This is a genomic window from Providencia sp. PROV208, from assembly GCF_028479465.1.
In the GTDB taxonomy this organism is placed as follows: Bacteria; Pseudomonadota; Gammaproteobacteria; order Enterobacterales; family Enterobacteriaceae; genus Providencia; species Providencia alcalifaciens.
The window spans coordinates 230,206-253,423 of record NZ_JAMPNS010000008.1 but is presented as its reverse complement, the minus strand read 5'-3'; the positions used below and the strand labels follow the sequence as shown (position 1 = coordinate 253,423).

Annotated in this window: 18 protein-coding genes; 13 read left to right on the top strand and 5 right to left on the bottom strand. The window is 42.7% G+C overall.

Annotation, left to right across the window (positions count from 1 at the left end; genetic code table 11):
* Positions 1–223: 223 nt before the first annotated feature.
* The 7 genes from hutU (at position 224) to PR766_RS07600 (ending at position 9,537) form a co-directional block, all read left to right on the top strand.
* Complete coding sequence (hutU, locus tag PR766_RS07630; RefSeq protein WP_006659041.1) at positions 224–1,891, top strand: urocanate hydratase; 1,668 nt, start codon at positions 224–226, stop codon at positions 1,889–1,891.
* 57 nt (positions 1,892–1,948) lie between these two features.
* Positions 1,949–3,130 (top strand): CaiB/BaiF CoA transferase family protein, encoded by a 1,182-nt coding sequence (locus PR766_RS07625; protein ID WP_154636130.1) that lies wholly within the window; start codon positions 1,949–1,951, stop codon positions 3,128–3,130.
* Entirely contained in the window at positions 3,127–4,263 is a 1,137-nt protein-coding gene (locus PR766_RS07620) for an acyl-CoA dehydrogenase family protein (protein WP_036959938.1), read from the top strand. The genes PR766_RS07625 and PR766_RS07620 overlap by 4 nt, the downstream gene beginning before the upstream one ends.
* A 267-nt stretch (positions 4,264–4,530) precedes the next feature.
* Positions 4,531–5,970 (top strand): purine-cytosine permease family protein, encoded by a 1,440-nt coding sequence (locus tag PR766_RS07615; RefSeq protein WP_006659044.1) that lies wholly within the window; start codon positions 4,531–4,533, stop codon positions 5,968–5,970.
* Positions 5,971–6,122: 152 nt separating this feature from the next.
* Positions 6,123–6,878 (top strand): electron transfer flavoprotein subunit beta/FixA family protein, encoded by a 756-nt coding sequence (locus PR766_RS07610; protein ID WP_006662884.1) that lies wholly within the window; start codon positions 6,123–6,125, stop codon positions 6,876–6,878.
* A gap of 14 nt (positions 6,879–6,892) precedes the next feature.
* Positions 6,893–7,843 (top strand): electron transfer flavoprotein subunit alpha/FixB family protein, encoded by a 951-nt coding sequence (locus PR766_RS07605; protein WP_006659046.1) that lies wholly within the window; start codon positions 6,893–6,895, stop codon positions 7,841–7,843.
* 11 nt (positions 7,844–7,854) lie between these two features.
* Positions 7,855–9,537, top strand: a complete 1,683-nt coding sequence (locus PR766_RS07600) for an electron transfer flavoprotein-ubiquinone oxidoreductase (protein ID WP_154636098.1) — start codon at positions 7,855–7,857, stop codon at positions 9,535–9,537.
* 123 nt (positions 9,538–9,660) lie between these two features.
* Here PR766_RS07600 and PR766_RS07595 read toward each other — a convergent pair whose 3' ends face one another.
* Positions 9,661–10,374, bottom strand: coding sequence for a UTRA domain-containing protein (locus tag PR766_RS07595; protein ID WP_036976076.1), 714 nt, complete (start codon positions 10,372–10,374; stop codon positions 9,661–9,663).
* 285 nt (positions 10,375–10,659) lie between these two features.
* On the opposite strand from PR766_RS07595, the gene PR766_RS07590 reads away from it, so the two are divergent.
* Complete coding sequence (locus tag PR766_RS07590) at positions 10,660–11,910, top strand: hypothetical protein (RefSeq protein WP_154636099.1); 1,251 nt, start codon at positions 10,660–10,662, stop codon at positions 11,908–11,910.
* The gene (locus tag PR766_RS07585) at positions 11,910–13,040 is read left to right on the top strand and encodes a hypothetical protein (RefSeq protein WP_154636100.1); all 1,131 of its coding nucleotides are present in this window, start codon (positions 11,910–11,912) and stop codon (positions 13,038–13,040) included. Before PR766_RS07590 ends, PR766_RS07585 begins: the two co-directional genes overlap by 1 nt.
* A 49-nt stretch (positions 13,041–13,089) precedes the next feature.
* On the opposite strand, the gene PR766_RS07580 is transcribed toward PR766_RS07585, so the two are convergent.
* Positions 13,090–14,382: an MFS transporter gene (locus PR766_RS07580; RefSeq protein WP_006659052.1), complete on the bottom strand. Its 1,293-nt coding sequence runs from the start codon at positions 14,380–14,382 to the stop codon at positions 13,090–13,092.
* A 257-nt stretch (positions 14,383–14,639) separates the two neighbouring features.
* Here PR766_RS07580 and PR766_RS07575 point away from each other — a divergent pair, with 257 nt between their 5' ends.
* The 3 genes from PR766_RS07575 (at position 14,640) to PR766_RS07565 (ending at position 18,252) form a co-directional block, all read left to right on the top strand.
* Positions 14,640–14,996 carry a YcgJ family protein gene (locus tag PR766_RS07575; protein ID WP_036959944.1) on the top strand — a complete coding sequence of 119 codons (357 nt, stop codon included), beginning with the start codon at positions 14,640–14,642 and terminating at the stop codon, positions 14,994–14,996.
* A gap of 537 nt (positions 14,997–15,533) precedes the next feature.
* The gene (locus tag PR766_RS07570) at positions 15,534–16,937 is read left to right on the top strand and encodes a tryptophanase (RefSeq protein WP_006659054.1); all 1,404 of its coding nucleotides are present in this window, start codon (positions 15,534–15,536) and stop codon (positions 16,935–16,937) included.
* A 67-nt stretch (positions 16,938–17,004) separates the two neighbouring features.
* The gene (locus tag PR766_RS07565; protein ID WP_006662888.1) at positions 17,005–18,252 is read left to right on the top strand and encodes an aromatic amino acid transporter; all 1,248 of its coding nucleotides are present in this window, start codon (positions 17,005–17,007) and stop codon (positions 18,250–18,252) included.
* Between the two features lie 78 nt (positions 18,253–18,330).
* On the opposite strand, the gene PR766_RS07560 is transcribed toward PR766_RS07565, so the two are convergent.
* The gene (locus PR766_RS07560) at positions 18,331–18,768 is read right to left on the bottom strand and encodes a DUF411 domain-containing protein (protein ID WP_006662889.1); all 438 of its coding nucleotides are present in this window, start codon (positions 18,766–18,768) and stop codon (positions 18,331–18,333) included.
* A gap of 447 nt (positions 18,769–19,215) precedes the next feature.
* On the opposite strand from PR766_RS07560, the gene PR766_RS07555 reads away from it, so the two are divergent.
* Positions 19,216–20,802: a methyl-accepting chemotaxis protein gene (locus PR766_RS07555; RefSeq protein ID WP_154636101.1), complete on the top strand. Its 1,587-nt coding sequence runs from the start codon at positions 19,216–19,218 to the stop codon at positions 20,800–20,802.
* Positions 20,803–20,871: 69 nt separating this feature from the next.
* Here the strand turns inward: PR766_RS07555 and PR766_RS07550 are convergent, their stop codons facing one another.
* Both PR766_RS07550 and PR766_RS07545 read right to left on the bottom strand, forming a co-directional pair.
* Entirely contained in the window at positions 20,872–22,080 is a 1,209-nt protein-coding gene (locus PR766_RS07550) for an ATP-grasp domain-containing protein (RefSeq protein ID WP_154636102.1), read from the bottom strand.
* Positions 22,052–23,218, bottom strand: coding sequence for an MFS transporter (locus PR766_RS07545; protein ID WP_230086773.1), 1,167 nt, complete (start codon positions 23,216–23,218; stop codon positions 22,052–22,054). Before PR766_RS07545 ends, PR766_RS07550 begins: the two co-directional genes overlap by 29 nt.

Below are 23,218 nucleotides of genomic sequence, written 5' to 3'. Positions count from 1 at the left end.
ACTTTGTGAACTAAATGTATATATATTTAATTATCAACTAAGCAAACCAAGCAGAAAGACAGTATCTAGCCATTATTATTTTTATTTAATTTATTGATAATAAAAGTAAGTTTTAATATTTTCACTGCCTAGAAACTGTCTGTTCGCCATGATCTCAACAATGATAAATAACCAAAATTGTTAATTTTGCGTTAAACCAAGTGGATGGATAGGGGATAAAACAATGTTAAACCGTACAGATGCAACACGTGTGATCCGTGCCCCGCACGGTAGCCAAAAGAGCTGCAAAAGTTGGCTGACCGAAGCCGTATATCGCATGATCCAAAACAACTTAGATCCTGATGTTGCCGAACATCCACAAAGTCTTGTTGTGTATGGTGGAATTGGTCGTGCCGCCCGCGATTGGGAATGCTACGACAAAATTTTAGACGTATTAAAAAACCTCGAAGATGATCAAACCTTACTGGTGCAATCAGGTAAACCGGTGGGGGTATTCCCAACGCATGTAGATGCTCCGCGAGTGTTAATTGCTAACTCAAACATCGTACCCCATTGGGCTAACTGGGATCATTTCAACGAATTAGATCGTAAAGGCTTGATGATGTACGGGCAGATGACAGCAGGCTCGTGGATCTACATTGGCTCACAAGGGATTGTTCAAGGCACTTATGAAACCTTTGTTTCACTCGCAAAACAGCATTTTAATGGCAACCCAGCGGGTCGTTGGATTCTGACGGGGGGCTTAGGTGGAATGGGGGGCGCTCAGCCATTAGCCGCAACGATGGCAGGCTTTAGCATGATAGCGGTTGAGTGTGATGAAAGCCGTATCGATTTCCGTTTAAGAACGCGTTACGTCGATAAAAAAGCGACGTCTTTGGATGAGGCTCTAGGCTATATCGAAGAAGCGAAAGCGAGCGGTCAGCCAGTGTCAGTCGGCTTATTAGGTAATGCGGCGGATGTGTATAGCGAGTTAGTTAAACGCAATATTACGCCAGATTCAGTCACTGACCAAACCAGTGCCCACGATCCCGTTCATGGTTATCTGCCTCAAGGTTGGACATTAGCTCAGTGGCGTGACAAGCAACAAAGCGCACCCGCTGAAGTGACTAAAGCGGCGAAGAAAAGTATGGCGGTGCAAGTTGATGCCATGCTGCAAATGCAAAAACGTGGCTCAGCAGCATTTGACTACGGCAACAACATTCGTCAAATGGCAAAAGATGAAGGGGTCAGTAACGCTTTTGATTTTCCAGGATTTGTGCCTGCTTATATTCGTCCTCTGTTCTGTGAAGGCATTGGTCCTTTCCGTTGGGTTGCACTGTCTGGTGATCCAGAAGATATCTATAAAACTGACCAGAAAGTGAAAGAGCTGATCCCTGATGATAAGCATCTGCACAATTGGTTAGATATGGCGCGTGAGCGTATTGCTTTCCAAGGTTTGCCAGCTCGTATCTGTTGGGTGGGTCTGAAAGATCGTGAAAGATTAGGGCGTGCATTTAATGAAATGGTGAAAAATGGCGAGCTGAAAGGTCCAGTGGTGATTGGTCGTGACCACTTAGACTCCGGCTCTGTCGCAAGCCCACATCGAGAAACCGAATCGATGAAAGATGGCTCAGATGCCGTATCTGATTGGCCATTACTGAATGCGCTGCTGAACACTGCGGGTGGTGCAACATGGGTTAGCTTACATCACGGTGGTGGTGTGGGTATGGGCTTCTCGCAACATGCTGGTGTGGTGATTGTGTGTGATGGCACTGATGCGGCAGACAAACGCCTTGCTCGCGTACTGCACAATGACCCTGCAACTGGGGTAATGCGTCATGCAGATGCAGGTTATGACATCGCTATTCATTGTGCGAAACAGCAAGGGCTTAACTTGCCGATGGTTAAGTAATGTCGAATGCCGGTTCAATAGAGTCGGCACCTTTTAGCCTCACATAAGGAATTCATGATGAATACGGCAACGACCCAAAAACCACACGGACCTTTGGCGGGGATCAAAGTGATTGATTTAAGCCGTGTACTAGCAGGACCTTATTGCACCGGAATGATGGCAGATTTGGGTGCTGAAGTGATCAAAATTGAAGTCCCTGATCACGGTGATGATAGCCGTCATTTGGGGCCTTTTATTGATGGTGAAAGTGTTTATTACGGATTGATCAATCGCGGGAAGCGCAGTATTGAGTTGGATCTTAAAGCGGATGCGGATCGTCAGATTTTATTCCAATTGATCACAGAAAGTGACGTGGTGGTGGAAAACTTCCGTCCTGGCGTGACCAAGCGTCTTGGGATCGATTTCGACAGTGTTAAACAGCTAAATCCTAATATTATCTACGCCAGCATTTCAGGGTTTGGACAAAACAGTCCTCTCGCAAGTTACCCAGCCTATGACATTGTGGCACAAGCAATGTCTGGATTGATGAGTGTGACAGGCTTCCCCGAATCGGGACCGACACGTAGCGGTGAATCCATTGGTGATGTGTGCGCAGGCGTATTTGCCTCATGGGCGATTAGCAGCGCGCTGTTTGCTCGCGAACGTCACGGTGAAGGCGCTCAATATATTGATGTGGCGATGGTGGATGTCTTACTCAGCATGCAGCTTACCGGACTGTCGAATTTATTTGCGAATGGTAAAGCCCCAAGTTTGGTGGGTAATCGCCATCCAGTTTCAACACCATTTGATACTTACCAAGCGAAAGACGGTTTAGTGGTGATAGCGATCGCGAGCGAAAAACTCTTCCAACGCTTATGTGAATGTATGGAGAAGCCGGAATTACCCCAAGATTCGCGTTATTTAAATGACCCTGTTCGTACTATTAACCAAGCCGCATTGCGCCAAGAAATTGAAGATTGGATAGGAACAAAAAGCGTCGAGGAAGTGTGCGATTTACTGCTCAATGCGGGAGTACCTGCTTCACCAATCCACAATTTACAGCAAGCCACACAAAGTGAGCATGCTCAAGTACGCCAAGTATTAACCCATTTAAACGATGGCGGTACTCCACTGATTTCTCAGCCAGTTTTCTTTAATGGCGTGAAACCGAAAGTGACCCAAAGAGCCCCAGTTCTTGGGGAAGGCAATGAACGTTATAAGCCAACAACAATGATGAAAAGTGCGGAGACGATGCAATGAGTTTTGAGATTAACGAAACGGAATACGCGATTGTAGATGCCGTGGAAAAAGTGTGCCGCGATATCCTGCAAGCGAACGCTCAACGCTATGATGAAGAAGAGATTTTCTGTGCGGAAAGCTTAACTGCATTGGGTGAAATGGGGTGTTGGGGGATTAACTTACCCGAGCAATACGGTGGTTTTGGTATCGGTAGCATTGCGATGAGCATGATCGTTGAAGCGGTGGCGGCAGCGTGTGCTTCAACATCATCAGCACTCACCGCACATTTTTTAGCCACAGACTCAATCTTGATTGGTGGCACTGAAGCGCAAAAAAATGATTGGTTACCGAAAGCAGCGAGTGGGGAATTGCTGGGTGCGTTTGGATTGACAGAACCCGCTGCGGGTTCAAACCCCGCCGACATGCGCACAACCGCCACCCGTGAGAATGGTGGTTGGCGAATTCGTGGTAATAAACACTATATTACCAATGCTAAAGAAGCTGATTTCATTGTGCTGTATGCCAAAACAGATGTTGAGGCGGGTGCCCGCGGCATTAGTGCATTTATGATCCCGAAAGGCACTGAAGGTGTGGCGTTTTCTCACCCAGAAAAAACCATGGGCCTGCGTGGTAGCACTATTTATGAGTTAGCACTCAACTGTTGGTTACCTGAATCGGCTTTATTGGGGGAGGAAGGCAAAGGATTTCACACGGCAATGGAAGTCTTGGATAAAGGGCGAGTGGAAGTGGCAGCCACCTCTCTGGGAATTGCTCGCGCAGCGATGGAGAGCACATTAGGTTGGGTGAAAGAGCGCCAAATAGGTAAGAAGCCATTGGCCGCCTACCAAGGAACACAGTGGAAGCTTGCTGATATGCACACACAATTAGAAGCTGCTCGCATGTTGACGTGGAATGCGGCTGAACTGCGTGATTCTGGGCAACGTTTTAGTTTGCAATCAGCAACGGCAAAATTGTTTGCTGCGGAATGTGCGGGTTTTGTTACCGATGCGGCCTTACAGCTACATGGTGGGTATGGTTATATTCGTGATCTACCCCTAGAGCGCTATGTACGAGATGCCCGTATTTTGCGTATCTTTGAAGGGACGTCAGAAATTCAAAAAATCATTATTTCTCGCGCCGTTCTCGACGCTTAATTTTGATAGGTTCGACCCGATAGGTAAGACAGGACTTATCGGGGTTTCTAAGTAATAACAGGAGCACTACCCTGACAACAGGATCATGGACTTAAAAACACAACAACAATCAGGTTTAAGAATGTATTTCAATTATTAATGACGGGTAGATATAACAATAAAATACCTGCATCGCGTCAAATGCCTGTGCCTAACCGCATAGAGAATCCATTGCTGACGGCTAATTGGTCCATTCTTTAAGCCAGCCTTGCTTAAAGAGGAGTTACCATGACAGTTTCCAACGATATCATCGGGCAAAAGCAGTCTCGCCAAGATAACGTTCCACTTATCGAAGCACGTTCCATTGACTATATTCCTGAATCTGAGCGACATGGCACCTTATCGAGCCAGTTTACATTATGGTTTGGTGCGAACTTACAAATCACGGCAATCGTCACCGGGGCGTTAGCGGTCGTGTTGGGTGGGGATGTATTTTGGTCGTTGATCGGTTTGTTTATCGGACAATTACTGGGAGGCGCGGTAATGGCGCTCCACGCAGTGCAGGGGCCGAAGCTAGGTTTACCGCAAATGATCTCCAGCCGCGTTCAGTTCGGGGTTTATGGTGCGGTGATCCCTATTTTATTGGTCTGTATGATGTACGTTGGGTTCTCTGCTAGCGGTACGGTATTAGCAGGGCAAGCCGTTGGGCAATTACTGAACGTTAGCGACTGGATGGGGATCGTGATTTTTGGGATAGTGATCATTGGTATCACTATCTGTGGTTACCGCATTATTCATATTTTAGGTAAAGTGGCGAGTGTCGTTGGTATTATCGCATTCTTCTACCTGTTCTTCCGTTTGTTCTATATGAATGACGTCTCTGTATTATTGGCAAACCGTCACTTTGATTGGACAAATTTTCTGCTAGCAATGTCATTGTCAGCGTCTTGGCAAATTGCTTTCGGTCCTTACGTTGCGGATTATTCCCGCTATTTGCCGACTAAAACTCCCACCATTAAAGCTTTCTTAGCGGTAGGTTCGGGTACAGTAATTGGAACCCAAGCCTCTATGATCCTTGGGGTATTTGCCGCCGCGCTGGCAGGCAACCAATTTGCAGGTCACGAAGTGTCCTACATTGTTGGACTGGGGAGTACCGGTTTAATTGCAGCGCTACTGTATATCAGTATTTTCTTCGGTAAAGTCACTATCACTGCGCTGAACGCTTACGGTAGTTTTATGTCGATGGCGGCGATTTGGTGTGGTTTCCGTGGTAAGCAGCAAATTTCCCGCGGTCAGCGACTGTTCTTTATTATTCTTATGGTGAGTTTCTCGACGATACTTGGGCTTGCGGGACAGCACTCATTCTTAAAATTATTCTCTGCTTTCTTACTGTTTTTATTGGCATTTTTTACACCATGGAGTGCCATCAACCTAGTGGACTACTACTGGGTAACCAAAGGTCGTTATGACGTACCGCAATTATCTAATCCGAATGGCCGCTATGGTCGCTGGAATAAGGTGGGGATCATCACTTATGTGGTAGGTGTGTTGATCCAGATGCCATTTATTGCGACAGGATTCTATACCGGACCGTTGGTGGAAAGCTTAGGCGGCGTGGATATTTCATGGATTGTCGGCTTAGTGGCAACCAGCATTATCTACTATGCAGCTGTTAAAATTTGGCCAATGTCAGTGGCGCCAAGTTTGATATTACCTGAAACCAAATAAGATTTATTTCTTATATAACATCTTAATTTTCCAAATATAAAAATAGTCAGTGATGGCGTCCTAGCAGTGAAAAAATTCACTGCTATGGGCTCCTTCATCCTAAAAAAATTAAATATTCAACAGATGCAACAAAGTGCGTGATAGGAGTGGTTATGAAAATTTTAGTCGCGGTGAAACGAGTGATTGACCATAACGTTAAGGTGCGTGTTAAAGCGGATGGCTCAGGAGTTGAGCTGGCGAATGTAAAAATGGCAATGAACCCATTTGATGAAATCGCGGTAGAAGAAGCAGTACGCTTAAAAGAAGCGGGTAAAGCTACTGAAGTTGTCGCGGTATCTATTGGCGAAGCCAGTGCACAGGACACCTTACGTAGTGCAATGGCGATTGGTGCCGACCGAGCTATTTTGATTCAACGGCCCGTAGATCTGGTATTAGAGCCATTGGATATCGCCCGTCTTTTACAGCAGGTTGTTAACCAAGAACAGCCGGATTTAATTTTGCTGGGTAAACAAGCTATCGATGACGATTGCAACCAAACCGGTCAAATGCTTTCAGCCTTATTAGGCTACGCCCAAGCTACGTTTGCTTCACAGGTAGTGGTTGAAGGTGCAAGGCTGCAAGTCACCCGTGAAATTGATGGTGGTTTGGAAACGTTATCCATGGGGTTACCCGCGATTGTGACAACGGATTTACGCTTAAATGAACCTCGCTATGCCACATTACCTAACATCATGAAAGCAAAGAAAAAACAATTAGATATTATTGATGTGGCGACATTGAACTTCAGCCCATTAGGGCAAGTGAAAACCTTAAGTATTACTGAACCAAAAAAACGTTCTGGGCAGTGCACTATGTTGAATGATGCCATTGCATTAGTCACTGAACTGCAAGCTAAAGAAGTGATCTAATAGGGAGCCTGAATATGAGCCAATTATCCGTTTTAGTCGTTGTTGAGCACGATAACCAAACCATTAAATCCTCAACATATAACAGCATAACGGCTGCGCGCGAAATCATTGCACAAGGAGGGGGTTTGCATGTCCTCGTGGCTGGAAGCCAAATAGCTTCTATTGCTCAATCTGCGGCGACGCTGAGTGGCGTAGAAAAAGTTATCACAGTGGATGCCGAGCCATTGAAGCATGCCCTTGCGGAACCAATGACTAACGCAGTCGCTGCGGTCGCACAAGGGTATAGCCACATCATTTTCCCTGCGACCACATTTGGTAAAAATATTGCACCACGAGTGGCTGCAACGTTAGGTGTTTCTCAGATTTCAGATATTACTCAGGTTGTGGATGCTCAAACGTTTGTTCGCCCGATTTATGCCGGAAACGCATTGGCAACGGTACAAAACAATGGTCATCAAGTTGTGATCACCGTAAGAAGTTCTGCTTTTTCTGGTGCCGTCGATACCCAATCCCCCGCAGTGATAGAACCCGTAGTGGTCACAGAATTAAATCAACTCTCAGAACTGACTAGCCAGTCATTAACGCAGATGAGCCGCGCAGAATTGAGCTCTGCCAAAGTGGTGATCTCTGGGGGGCGTGGTTTAAGTTCGGGGGAAAATTTTGCCTTATTGGAAACCATCGCCGATAAATTAGGTGCTGCGGTAGGTGCATCGCGTGCCGCAGTGGATGCGGGGTATGTACCGAATGATTACCAAGTGGGGCAAACGGGCAAAATTGTTGCGCCTGATCTCTACATTGCGGTTGGGATCTCCGGTGCCATTCAACATATTGCGGGCATGAAAGAGAGCAAAGTGATCGTCGCGATTAACAGCGATCCAGAAGCCCCCATTTTCCAAGTGGCAGACTACGGTATCGTCGGTGATCTGTTTGAGATCTTACCTGCATTTGATAAAGCGCTGGCATAAGGAAGGACACCATGACTACCGACAATAGTGCCAATATCACGGCGTCTTCGACGCGAGAATCAATGGAATTTGATGTCTTGATTGTCGGTGGAGGACCCGCAGGATTATCGACGGCAATTCGTCTTAAGCAACTCGCAAGCGAAACAGGTAAAGACCTTAGTGTCTGCTTAATCGATAAAGGCTCAGAGGTCGGCGCGCATATTTTATCGGGCGCGGTCATCGACCCGCGAGGTCTTAACGAGCTATTACCTGACTGGCAACAAACGGTTTCTGCATCACTTACGCCCGTTGGTGAGGACCGCTTCTTATGGCTCAAGGAGCATAAAGCTAGCAAGCTGCCATTAGCTTTGTTACCTGCCTGCCTGAAAAATCATGGCAACGTGATTGGTAGCCTTGGGCAAGTCAGTGCTGCACTTGCGGCAGAGGCTGAGCAGCTTGGCGTCGATATTTTTCCTGGATTTGCTGCCACAGATATCCTTTTTGATGATGCAGGACAGGTGATGGGCGTGACCACAGGGGATATGGGGTTAGACAAGCAGGGTAACCCCACTGCTATGTATCAAGCGGGAATGAACCTACTGGCAAAAATGACCTTCTTTGCAGAAGGGTGTCGAGGGCAGCTAGGTAAGCAGTTAATTGCTCATTTCGACTTAGCGGTAAATCGTGGTAAGCAGACTTATGGATTAGGTTTAAAAGAAATTTGGCAGATCCCTAAAGAGCAGCATCAAGCGGGATTAGTGGTGCACTCAGTAGGGTGGCCTCTCGATAATCAAACCTACGGAGGTGGATTTGCGTATCACTACGGGGAAAATTTGGTTGCGGTGGGGCTGGTGGTCGGGCTGAATTATGAAAATCCGTATTTGTCCCCGTTTGAGGAGTTCCAGCGTTTAAAGACCCATCCTGCATTTAGTGAGTTTCTACAAGGTGGTGAGCGAATCAGTTATGGTGCACGTACCATGGTTGCTGGGGGCTTACCTGCTCTGCCTGAATTAAGTTTCCCCGGTGGTGCATTGATAGGGGATGATGCGGGATTCTTGAATGCGGCACGGATTAAAGGCAGTCACTGCGCAGTGAAAAGTGGCATGCTAGCCGCTGAAGCACTATTTGAAGCATTTGCCGACGATCAGGTCGATTACACGCAATTTACCCGCCAGTTTCAACAAAAGTTCGAACAAAGCTGGTTATATGATGAGTTATACCAAACGCGTAATTTCAAGCCTTACATGAAAAAAGGGCTGGTGCTCGGATCATTGCTATTTGGGGCTGAGCAATGGTTATTAAAAGGGCGCACCCCATGGTCGTTAAAGCTTAAAATGGATGACCATCAAGGGCTTAAACCTGCAAGCCAATTTGAGCCAATATCTTATCCGAAGCCGGATGGTAAATTAACGTTTGATAAGCCGTCATCGGTATTTTTATCGAATACTCACCATGCGGAAGAGCAACCTTGCCATCTACGCTTGAAAGATATTGAAATACCTATTCGTGTCAATTTATCCATTTACGCTTCACCGGAAACTCGGTATTGCCCTGCGGGGGTCTATGAAGTTGTGAATATACAGCAGCAGGAAAAACTGCAAATAAATGCGCAAAATTGCCTGCATTGCAAAGCCTGTGACATTAAAGACCCTCTGCAAAATATTACGTGGACAGCACCGCAAGGGGGAGAAGGACCGATTTATCAAGGTATGTAGTTTTGTTGTGATGTTGATGTGTTGATACCACTGTAATTTCTGTGATGTGGAAATTATCGAGGTATATTATTGTGTTATCAGTCGTTTTGGGGCAGAAGTGCCCCATTTTTTATGGCAGAAAAGTTAGTTTTCAATGCGAGAATGTAATTTCAATTTATAGCGAGAACCTGCGCTGATCATATTGACGTAACTGATCAATATGTTGCCTGTCCATGTCCGGCGGCTGAGTTGTAAACAAGGGGCATTTTCTTTGATGGATAGGGCTTGAGCAAGCGTTTTACTTGCTAGGATAGCCTCAATCGTGTGCTCCATTTCACTGACAGGAAAGTGGCGTTGCAAATAGCCGCTAGGGGTTTCAGTATGACCAAACTGCTGCTGAACAAATTCAGGAACAAGTTCATGATTAACAAAGCGTTCTTCCAACATCAGTGGAATATCATTTTCAAAATGCAGCATTTTACAGTAACCAATGTTACTGCCTTCCGTGACACCGAGTTGAAAGGCTATGTCTGCTGTCGCAGGAATGACCTTTAATTGTAATTGGTGACCTGCATATTTATTTCCACTAACCGAAATTTCATCAAAAATATCAAACGCTTTGGTTACAGGAAGTTCATGTTTTTGGGTAGCGACAAACGTACCTTTCCCTGCAATACGATTCAAGATACCTTTCTGACTCAGCTCAGAAATCGCTTTATTCACCGTCATACGGCTAACATTAAATTGGGCGCATAGCTCAAGCTCTGTGGGGATTTGAGTTTCGGGTTTAAAAATCCCTAAATCAATACTCCGCAAAATGTAAGATTGAATTTGCTTGTAGGCCGGTTTTGATGTCATCACATTTATTCAAATTTGTCGTTAACGGTAGGTATAAAATAATCTATTTTTTTGGACTCATGGCATTCAAAATAACGCATAGGCGCCAGTCTAACAGTAATTATTTCCTTTACTAGAGTTGGGTCTCATTTTAAGAGTAAAACAGGTATTTACCCACTTTTTGCTGTTTTGGCTTTTAACCTGTAATTATCCGAATTGTTTTATTATAAGACAACTTTGACTAGGGCAATATACCTTTATTTATTATCATAATATTAAATTAACTATAACAAATAGGCATCATTAATGGGTGTTCAATATTTTCAGGTTAAGCTAATCCAGTGCGACTATAAACATGTTTCACCAATGGGCATGGTAAGGCTAATTACATCGGATAAAGTGTTTTTCTTCAATGCTGAGGATTTTGAAAATAGCCAAATATTTTTGGAACGATTACAAAAAGATGACACATTGATTATCTCTGCTGAACAACTGAATGACGGTAGTTATTGGCTAAATTGGGTTTATCATCCTGAGTATGGACGCTTGGAACCAGACAGAAATCTTAAGTTTGACAAAGGATTAGTGAAACAATACCTGCTGTCTTTAGGGCTTACAGCTCTCTTTATACCTGCCTATTTTTGTCTGTTTACTGATGAAGATAGTGTGTGGTTAATTGTTATTGCATCATTACTCGCGATGGCTGCCTTCACGGGGGCTGTTTTGTTGTATATGTGTATTTCACAGACCTTCACCATTTTTAGTCGAAAACGAAAAACAATTTTGCGCGCCCTAGATTTGGTGATTGATGGTAAGTTTCAGGTATTGTCTGGCGAAAATCTGATCCAGATTGAGGGAATTAAAAATCCAAAATCTAAACCACTTAAAATAAACCCAACTTTGGATAAATTGCCCCCTGAACCATCTTTGAGCGTGACAAAGGGCAACGTTAACCTCAAAAACATCAATATTATTGAATACTATTATCGTGGCAATACGACTATTCGCCATGAAGTCGAGTTGCAGGTGAATAAAAGCCATTTGAATTTAAAATTAGATGGCGCGAAACCTTTCTTTAATAATCATAGTTTTTTTCTGGCTCAGGGTGATGAGGTTGAGGTTTATCACTCTAAATTATCGGAAAACCAGCCTGATAACGTGGTGTTTGGGGTATTCAACTATCAAGATAATTTAGCCTATACCTTATCTGCTCGAAACATGGCGCAGGAGCGAGGATTGTATTTAGGATTATGGTGGATTACCGGCATTATTTTGGCATTGTTGCTGGCAGTGTTTGGGGCTATTTCCATTATGGAGATTCAAGACCGAGGTGGTCACTGGGACTCATGGGATTGGCTATATCTACTGGATAATGATTTGATATTTATCGGATTTGCTAGCTCAATAACACTTGGCATCTGCTTTTTAATCGCTTTGGGGATGGCGGCATATTATCAGTTTTCTAAACGCGGTCGTGCCTACTATCAAACTCAAGCCATTTTGAGCACATTACGTCGCCAACAAGGTAAAGATGGTTACGTTATGGAGGTACGCTAATGAATCCATTTCTGAGTTGGCGATTTCTGGTGACGGGCGCCATTTTTTTTGTGTGCTTAGGGGGGACGCTATTTTTGGTATTCCGTGGGGATGATAGCCCCTGGAGATGGAAAGATAATTACCAAGAGAGCAGTGCCTATATTGCGGATTATGATTATGCCAAAACCTATCCGGCGAAAAATGGCACGCTGATAATTACTCAGAAAAATCGTCGCTCGTCATATTATTACAATCGTCTCGATGCGTATGCGTCTGGCAGAGAAGACCGTTATCAGGTGTTATTTGCTAATCAAGAAGGTGTGCGTTTCATCACCCAAGATGACAACAGCTTTTATAATGTGGTGTGTGATGATACTCAGTGTCTGTTAATGGTGCGGGGTGGGTATCGCACCGTGAATTTATCTGACTATTCAGTGGGACCATTAACCCCTTGGAAAGAGGGTGATGGAGAATATGTTTATTCGGCAATCACTGGGAATATTTACCAAAGTAGTCCGGGTGAGCCTTACGTGCTGATAGATAGTCAAAATATTTTTACCAGTGCAGACAAAGGGTTAACATGGCAATATTTGATGAATCCTCGCGAGTTAGTGAAACGCTTTTATCCTGAAGAGATCGCTGACAACTCCACGTTTTCATATGCTGTGCATCATGGCAATGTAGTGATGTGGTATAGCTACGGTAACGAAATGGGCTCCCTTGAAGTGGTGGTCAATATTGCCCAAAAAACGGTGGTGAGCCATCGGTGGCTACCGATTCGTATCAACGAAGCCGCCCAAAATCTGAAAGGGGACATTTACCTGATTGCGCAGGAGCCTTCGCGCAGATTATTTTCTCTGTATCAGTATCAAAATGGTGATTTTAAGTTGATCAGGGAGGCGGGTTATAACCATTTGCAAGATATGAAAGTTGCCAATGATGGTTTGCTTGTGGCGGAATATGCCAGAGGTGCTCTGCAATATTTAACGCTCGACTTTGCTAGCGGTCAGTTACATCGTCGTTCTGACTTAGAATGGTATAACAAATTATTTATTCCTGAGCTGCAAGGATTTATTGAGCTATCAACCGATTATAGTGATGAATCCGCGTTGGCTGCGGGAACACAACTTCGTTATCGTACAGCGTATTAATTTAAGACGATGGAATAGGGGCATTGTGCCCCTATTGATGATAGGCAGGCTATGGTCGTTTTTTGGGAAGTAAAATCACTGCGGTGGCGGCAATCACGGCGACGATAGAAAACGCAATAAAGTTCCAACTGGTGGCAATTCCTAAGCTCGCGATATACGCGCCGAACATCGGACCGGTCATGGCACCAATGCGTGAAAAACTTAATGCCCATCCAGTGGCGGATGCGCGCGCTTTTGATGGATAGTAATTGGCAATGTAACCCGTCAAAATCAACGCTGCGGAAATACTACCAACCCCTGCAAATGCCACAAGTAGGTAGTTAATATAAATATTTTGTTTGAAAACCATGCAGCCAATTCCGATTGCCCCTAATAGGAAGAAAAAGGCAACAGACCCTCGAACGCCACGCTTATCGGCGATTTTTCCTAAGAATAACCCGCCTAATGCTGACGCTAAGCTAAATACGACTAAAAAGGTTAAGCTGGAGCCTAAGTTATAACCTTCCTTACGCATGATGGAAGGTAGCCATGTATTTAAGCCATATACCAGCAACATTCCGCAGAACAACGCTACCCAAAAACAGGCTGTTGCGCGCAAATGAGTCCACGCAAAAACCACGGAGACTATCTCTTTTAAGCGTTGAGGCTGCTGTTTTTGTTGTGCGGGCGGTGCTTGATATTCAACATCTAATGTTTGTGCTAGTGATTGTGCTTCAGCATGACGACCTTTATGGGTGAGGAATTCTAAGGATTCAGGTAGTAGGCGAGCCATGGGCCAAACGAGCAAGAGTGGTAAAGCGCCAAAGCCAATAACACTGCGCCAACCAAATTGTTCCAGTAGCCACATTGCTACCAGTGCTGCGCAGAGGATCCCAAGCGAGTAGCCAGAATACATAATGCCGTAGTTAAATGAGCGTTTTTCAGCGGGAGAATATTCGATGGTCAATGCTGCGGCGACAGGGATCACCCCTCCTAAGCCAATACCACCAATAAAGCGCATAAGCCCAAATATCCAAGGCGTAGGTGCAAGAGCCGCAGCGAGCATTGTCAGTGAAAACAAGGTAACACAGGCCAAAAGCATGCGACGACGACCATAGAGTTCACTCAGTGTTCCGATAATAAATGCTCCAAAAAACATACCGACTAAGGCGTAGCTACTGAGAGCACCAAGCTCTAACGGGGTAAGATTCCATTGTTTGTATTCTGCGAGCGTCGGTAGAACGGCGCCCATCACGCCGACATCATAACCTTCAAATAAAATACTCATCCAGCAGATCAATAACACTTTTGAGGTGGTTTTAGTGGAGCCAAAAGATTTAATGGCGACGGTCTCTGTTGTCATGCTTCACTCTCTTATTGGGTGCTTAATTTTGTCGAATGCAGAGTTGCAGGTGTTGTTATTATTTAAATTGCCACCCATACACTCATCTTTTCTGCAAAAAATGACAATTGAAAGTGTTAATAAAAGGTTAAATTAATGCAGTAAATGGATAGGGTTTGCAGTAAACATGAAATACGGGCAGAAACGGGGAATTAAACAGTGAAATGAAGCTCTAATATTACATTGCAGTTATGTTATCGATTAATAAAAGGTGTGGTATGAATTTAAAAGCAGTATGTCTCGTTGGGTTTGCGATTGCGGCATTACCGATGTTGTCGTCAGCAAAATCGACCTCAGCATTAAAATCCCCAGAAAAAAACGTACTATGCGATAAGTATGTCTGCTTTAGCGCCAAAGATGGGGTATCTACGGAGCTGACTAAGAAGTATTTAGGTGATAAACGCGCGAAAGTAATTGAGCAAGGTGGCGATTTTGATAAAACGGTCATGACGTTTACCAATGGGATTTTCTGCGATATTAATGAGCAGAAGTGCCATATCGACCGTTACTTTGACGTGGATGGAAAGCGCAGTGCGGTATCGAAAGAGTATACTCACAAGCTATTTGAAAAATAATGTTTAGAGTGAAATTATTTAATTGATATCATTAAGTAAAGCCTTTGTATAAGGCTTTACTTAATTCAAATATATTCTCAGTGAAATGACTTTTTAACGTTAATAAATTAATTTTAAAATCACTATTTATTATTTAATTATAAAACAAAATCAAATTATTAACGTTTATTTAATAGTTGTTTATCTAAATAATATTGTGACCATAATCATAGTGTGAGGGGTTATTTAACACATTTTGTGATGAAGATACAAATAACAGACAATTGCTATTAAATTCATCTGAAAATTGTTATATACCATACTCAAGGTTGTACTAATTCCTTACTGATGGGAGTCCTAGTATGTTTCTTTTAAGTGAGTTACTCATGTCGAGGCGCTTCTTCTATCTGAAGAAATGGTTCAATATTGATATTTCTTTAGCTTATTTTTTTCCGCACAAATAACCTTTCTTTTTTCTCTCTCCCAAGATCTATTCGCTTATTTTTATAAGTTCGAATTTCTGTTTTTATTATTTAATGAAAAATTAAAGGTATTATCATGGCTAAAAGAATCGTAGAACCGTTCCGTATTAAAATGGTAGAAAACATCCGTATTCCATCCAGAGAAGAGCGTGAAGCAGCATTAAAAGAGGCGGGTTATAACCCATTCTTGTTACCAAGTAGTGCGGTGTATATTGACCTGTTGACTGACTCGGGTACTAACGCCATGAGTGACCGTCAATGGGCAGCGATGATCACCGGTGATGAAGCGTATGCAGGTTCTCGTAACTATTATGATTTAAAAGATAAAGTTAAAGAAATGTTTGACTACGACTACGTGATCCCTGCTCACCAAGGTCGTGGTGCTGAAAATATGTTATTCCCTGTTTTACTGAAAGTAAAACAAGAACAGGGCGGTGCGAAAAAACCGGTATTTATTTCTAACTTCCACTTTGATACAACAGCGGCTCACGTTGAATTAAATGGTTGTAAAGCTATTAATATTGTTACCGAAAAAGCCTATGATTCTGAAACTTATGATGATTGGAAAGGTAATTTCGATATTCAAAAATTAAAAGATAATATTGCAAAACACGGTGCCGAAAACGTGGTTGCCATTGTTTCAACCATCACCTGTAACAGTGCGGGTGGTCAGCCAGTTTCAATGGATAACCTGAAAGAAGTTTATGAAATCGCGAAACAGCATAATATCTTTGTTGTGATGGACTCTGCGCGTTTCTGCGAAAACGCGTATTTCATTAAAGAACGTGATCCGAAATATAAAAATGCCACAATTAAAGAAATTATTCTAGATATGTACAAATATGCTGATGCGCTCACTATGTCAGCGAAAAAAGACCCACTGTTAAATATCGGTGGTCTGGTGTGCATTAAAAATGATGAAAAAATCTTTACGCTGGCAAGACAACGCTGTGTACCAATGGAAGGCTTCGTGACCTACGGTGGTTTAGCGGGTCGTGATATGGCCGCGATGGTACAAGGTTTAGAAGAAGGTGCAGGGGAAGATTATTTGCATTATCGTATTGGTCAGGTGAAATACCTCGGTGACCGTTTACGTGAAGGCGGTATTCCAATTCAGTACCCTACCGGTGGTCATGCAGTGTTTGTTGACTGTAAAAAATTGGTTCCACATATCCCTGGAGACCAATTCCCAGCACAAGCGGTAATTAACGCACTGTATTTAGAGTCTGGTGTTCGTGCGGTTGAAATTGGTTCATTCCTATTAGGTCGTGACCCAGAAACAGGTAAGCAAAAACACGCCGATATGGAGTTCATGCGCTTAACTATCGCACGACGTGTTTATACCAACGATCATATGGATTACATTGCAGATGCTCTGATTGGCTTAAAAGATAAATTCGCAACCTTGAAAGGTTTAGATTTTGAATATGAGCCGCCAGTATTAAGACACTTTACTGCAAGATTGAAACCTATCAAATAATAAATAGTAGTTCTGCGGGTTCCCGTGCAATGCGGGAACCTTATCCCTTATTTTTAAGGTGAACAACATGAACAATTCGGCAGCCAAGAAAGAACCCTCCATAATGGTAGGGGGTTTTGTGCTAGGCGGAGCTATGATAGGGGCAGGTATGTTTAGCTTGCCAACTATTATGGCAGGAGCTTGGTTTATTAACTCGATTGTAATATTACTGATTGTTTGTTTTTTTATGTTTCATTCAGGGATCTATATTTTAGAATGCATATCCAAATACGGAGCAGGCACCAATTATTTTTATATATCTAAAGAATTATTACCAAAATGGGCATGTTATATTGCTAACGCAGCACTCATATTTGTTTTATATATATTGATATATGCTTATATTTCCGCAGCCGGATCTGTTATTAAAGAGGCAGCTGCAATATATGGGTTTGAGATTAATTTAAGATTAATATTTGTTGTTTTCACTATACTATTAGGCGCAAGTATTTGGTGGAGTGGAATTGCAGCAAGTCGATTAACTTCATTATTCTTATTTATCAAAATTATTTTATTTATTCTCGCTTTTTCAGGGTTATTTTTAATTGTAAAAACTGATTTACTATTAAAATCGCCTGTAGGGGATAGTCAGCTATCATTACTGCCATTTGTCTTTATTATTATTCCTTACGCTATCACCTCTTTTGGCTACCACGGTAATGTATGTAGCTTATATAAGCTGTATCATGAAAATGAGCGCAAAGTGGTTAAGAGTTGTGTGATTGGTTGTGTGCTTGCCTTAATACTCTATTTCCTTTGGATATTAGGCACCATGGGGAACTTACCGCGAACAGAGTTTCTGACCATTATTAATAAAGGGGGGAACCTTGATGCATTTATTGAGTCACTGTATGCGGTGCTAAGTAGTCCACATATTGCGACTTTCTTATTATGGTTCTCGATTAGTGCGGTATTTTGTTCATTCTTAGGGGTTGCTATTGGTTTATTCGACTACATTCTTGCGTCATTAAGCTTTAAGGATAACTCCTCCGGTAGAATGAAAGCGGCACTATTATGCTTTATACCACCTCTAGTTTTATGCATGTTATTCCCAAATGGTTTCTTAATTGCTATCGCTTATGCGGGAATGGCTGCGTGTATCTGGGCGATTATTTGTCCAGCCGTTATGGCATTAAAAGTGAGAGAGCGTTTCCCTAATGCGAAATTCAAAGTATGGGGAGGCAAAGGGCTAATTTATGCCGTTATAGCCTTTGGTGTTGTGGGTATTATTTGTCAGTTGTTAGCGCAGTTTAATGTATTACCGATATACCGTTAATTTTTCAAATTAAGATGTCATCATCACTATCAAAGGTACAGCGAGGGTTTGCTGTACCTTTTTTATGACTTAGCGAAATTAATAACGATTCAATACCGACTGGCTGCCATCTTTTTTAAAGCTAACGACCGAATATGGTTGTGTAAAGCCACTTGGCTGTTCCATGCCTAAGCTGCCCGCTGGCATGCCACCTACCGCAATGCCTGCAACATCATCAGGAAGGGTACTTAGTTTGGCTAAGCTATCGAGCGGCACATGCCCAACGACCAATTTGCCATTAATTTTAGCGGTATGGCAGCTACGTAAAGAGAGGGGAAGGTTAGCTTCTTGATTTATTTTATCTATTTCTTGATAGGAGACATCGTGGATTTTTACATCGTAACCTGCAGCTTTGACAGCTTCGCCCCAAAGATGACAGCAGCCACAGCTCTCTTCTTTGTATAGATCGACAACTTGAGTTGCGGCAACAGAAGAGAAAGATGCCGCCAGTAGCGCGGTGAGTAACAATTTTTTCATATCAGTATCACTCCAAAAATAAGGCATTGTTATTTAAATAAAATAAGGGTGAGAACTAAAAAGCAGGTTTTTATTTTTCTTATTTGAGTCCTTGATCGAACCTCAGCACCATAAAGCTTCCTGTAGGGGGAAGCTCAAGTGATAAAACAGATTTTTGCGTATATTTACAGAACCTGATGATGAATGTGGCATACAGAAAACGAGGATGACTATGCGAGTTCAATCACAAACTGGAAGATAAGGTAATTGTACAAAAGTAGAACTACGATGGATAAAAAACAAACATTATGTCTCTAAAATCAAGTAGTAACCCAATTTTCAATCGGATAATTTTGTGTTTTTTGTAATGTCTAAAAGTCGGAAAGCAATTGAAAATAATTAAATTTTTCTCTTTTACCGCCGATAAATTAAACAAAGATCATTTTATTTTATCAAAAGAGAAATTCCATGCAGAAACTTCGAAATTATTCAATACGTGCTGTGATGCTCGTGCTACTTGGCATTTTATGCCTAAACCTAGGCGGAATAAGTCTGTATAGCGGCTGGTCCTTATCTCGTATTTCCGATGGTATTCAGGTTGACCGACAATTGGTTAAGCAGATGACGGTTCTGAGCCAAGGTAATGACCAGTATTTTCGTTTTGTGACTCGTCTAACTCGTGTGATGGAAACGAAAAATGAAGGGAAAGAAGGGGACTATACACTGGTTAAAGAGGCGCTAGTGAATATGGAGCGTTATCTTGAAGAGATGAAATCAATTTCACCAGGACCGATGGATAAAGCGATTTCAGACCAAGTCATTAACAGCTGGCAAGCACTCCTAGATGATGGGGTTAAACCCCAGCTTGCTGTCTCAATGGGGGATGATAAAGCGGCGTATCTGGCTCATGCCCATAATGTCACACCTGCACTAAGCCGTACATTTGGTGCCGCTATTACGCAATTTAACCAAATGGCGGATGTGATGATTGAGCACACACGAGAAGCCGTTGATGAGCATATGGACATGACGCGGATCGTGATCATTATCGCCACGATTTTTGGCGTGTTGATTTTGATCTTTACTGACCGCTATCTACTGCACATGATGCAGCGCCCACTGGAAATGATCCGTCAATATTTCGATAAAATTGCGAAAGGTGATTTAAGCCAACCAATAGCGCCATTTGGTCGTAACTGTGTCGGTAAACTTTTCCCGCTATTAGAAGAGATGCAAAACAGCTTACGTGAAGCGGTGTTGACCATTCGTAATGGCAGTGAAAGCATTTATCGCGGCGCGACAGAGATCTCTAATGGCAATAGCGACCTTTCCTCTCGTACCGAAGAGCAAGCGGCAGCGTTGGAGGAGACCGCAGCGAGTATGGAGCAAATTACCGCAGCAGTGCAATTGAATGTGGAAAATACTCACCAAGCAAACCAGCTAGCCGCAGAAGCGTTTGTAGTCGCAAATCAAGGGGATGCAATTGTTGAATCCGTCGTGAGCACAATGGATGAAATTTCTCAGAGCGCCAAGAAAATTTCTGACATTATCAGCATGATGAATGACATTAGCTTCCAGACAAATATTTTGGCATTGAATGCCTCTATTGAGGCAGCGAGAGCGGGTGTGCATGGACGAGGGTTTATGGTGGTTGCCGCTGAAGTGCGTAAGCTGGCAAGTCACAGTGCTGATGCTGCAATGGAAATTGAAAAGCTCATTGCTGAATCGACTTCGTGTGTGGAAAAAGGAACGCATTTGGTTCATGAAATGGGTTCAACGATGAGTAATATTCTGCAAGGGATCAATGACGTGACTGCGATTATGAAGCAGATTACCATCGCATCTGAAGAGCAGAGTAAGGGGATAGAACAAGTGGGTGTCGCGATTACTCAAATGGATAGCGTGACACAACAAAATGCGTCTTTGGTGGAACAAGTGGCAACCGCTGCAAGTTCGTTAGAGCATCAAACCGAAGAGTTACAAGAATCGGTGAGCAAGTTCCAGCTAACCAGCGATGGAAGTGCATTCACCGACGCCAAGGTTGTTGCCGCCTAATAGCGGCAAACTATCAAGCAACGGTAATCCATTTAGCCCAGTACAAACACAGGTTTGTACTGGGTTTTTTTATTGATAGCTCATGGTTATATTCTTGAGCCAATTTTCTGCCTTTTCTGCGGCTAAGTGTTGTGTGGGCGCTGTTGTAATCACGTAACCAAGCCGGCTATAGCTATCTTTTAGTGTATTGACATGTACAGGAGTAGGAACAAAATTAAACAGTAATGGTAGATCTAAGTGAGAGTTTGCATGGAAATCAAGGATAGTTCCTTGTTTTTCGGAGGTTAAAAATCGAATAGACGCATACTGTTTGTTGAGCGTTAATGTGGACGCATAGGTCATACCTTTTACATGTAACGCAAGATAGCATTCAATTAAATCAAACCCTGTTGATTGATAGCAAAGAGTATCAATCATCCCGCCGGCAACTCTTGGATTAATTTCAATAAGCTTTATTTCGCCATGGTTAAGTTTAAATTCAACATGTGCGACCGTGAGGGATAACCCTACCTGAGTGAGCCACTCAATGATAGTTTTCGTGACGTCATCGATATCAAGGGATTCATCTGGAAAATCATGACCGATTTCTACGGCATATTGCCCAGACGTCGTGTATTTTTTTGTGATGCCCAGTATTTTCCACTCATCGTATTGCCTATCCCAATAAGCTTCGGCGCTGTATTCATCCCCTTCAATAAATTCTTCGACAAGATATTGTGGGGAGAGCAGATATCCGCGTTGGTTAATTCTAAACTCGGTTAATGCATGGACAGCAGCACGAGTTTCTTTCTCAGAGTAACACACAGTAACTTGGCTACTCCCACTGTCATCACAGGGTTTTATGACAACAGGGTATGGCATATTGTTAAGATCAAATTTGTCATGGATATTGCAAACTTTGTAATGACAATTGGCATTCTGTTGGTGCAAATGTTGTCTGGTTAGGTGCTTGTAGCGACACATAGTTAGGGCAATTAAATTCGGAGAGGGTAAACCGAGGGCGTGAGATACCGCGGCAGCGTTGACGAGCCGATAGTCATCAAAAGCCACGATACCTTGCGGATTATACTCGAGAGCATGACTGAGTATAGCTGCAATGGAATCGGTATTAACCTCTACAATTTCATTAACATAGAGTGCTGGGTTGTCAGCTAATTGCGCATAATAATTACGTTCTTTAGTTAATAAAACGGTGTGATAACCGTTTTCTTTAGCCAGCTTAATGGCTCTGACACCTGTACCAGAGATATTACATTCGAGAAATAGGATGGTTTTCATCTGAGCGCCTTAAAGAGATAGAGTATTCAGCTGCGAATAAAGAAATAAGAAGTAAAAACAGGGTAATAGGGATATAGATGTGTATCTGGACATCGTTCGCAATAATGCCAATATAGGCACCAAGGGATTCAGCCAATCCCCAAAAAAAGAGGCAAATAGACAATGAGAGTTTCTTGCGGGTAAATGGGCACTTCTCTATTGCAAGGCTATTGTTGTAAGGGCTCCAAATCAACTCGCTAAAGGTAAATAGGATGATTAATAAATAGAGCGAGACTAATGCATTGAAGTTTAAAAATAACAGCAAGATAGCAATCAAAATAAGGCTACATTTGTAGATGATAGCCTGGTGTGATTTTTTCTGTTTATCAATGAATTGAGTTACTTTGATTTGCAGAAGAATGATCATAGATGCATTCAAAGCGAACAAATAAGCAACACTGATAGAGTTTCGAGCACCTTGGTAATGTAGCTCAAATAAGTAAGCTAAATTGCGAAAGACTAATCCCAACATAAAGAAGGGAATTGAGCTATAACAGAGGAAAAGTCCCCATGCTAAAAAGCGGGTGGTGGCTTCCGTTGGCTGATCTTGCATTGGCGAGGTATGCTTTTTATCCGTTAAGGTTAATGAGTACAGCGCAGCGACACACATAATGGCTGAAGGAAGAAATATAACGCTCGAATATGAACCATGATAAAACCATTCCCCTGCTGCACCGCCTACAGCTGACGAAATATTAACAATGACATTCAATATTGAAAAATTCTTGACTCTTTGTGAATGATGACTATTTTCTGCAATAAATAAACTTGTACCCACATTGGCAATAGAAAAGCCGGCACCAATAAAGGCTGAGGATAACAGAAGGATATAAAAGCTTGAGGTGAAATAGATAGAAATAATAAATGATGAAGAAATCAAATAACTGAAGAAAAGTGTTTTCTTATAATTAATGAAATCAATAATAAAATGAGTGAAAAGAGAGAATGAACGGCTAATAAAAAGAAATGTAAGAATGATAATAGCAACATCACTCTCTTCGAGATTTTTTTCATTAATCAGGTATAAAGAAAAAAAAGGTAGAAAACTGTAAAAAGAGATGCCCGATAAAAATCGAGTCGTCATGATTTTATTTATCAT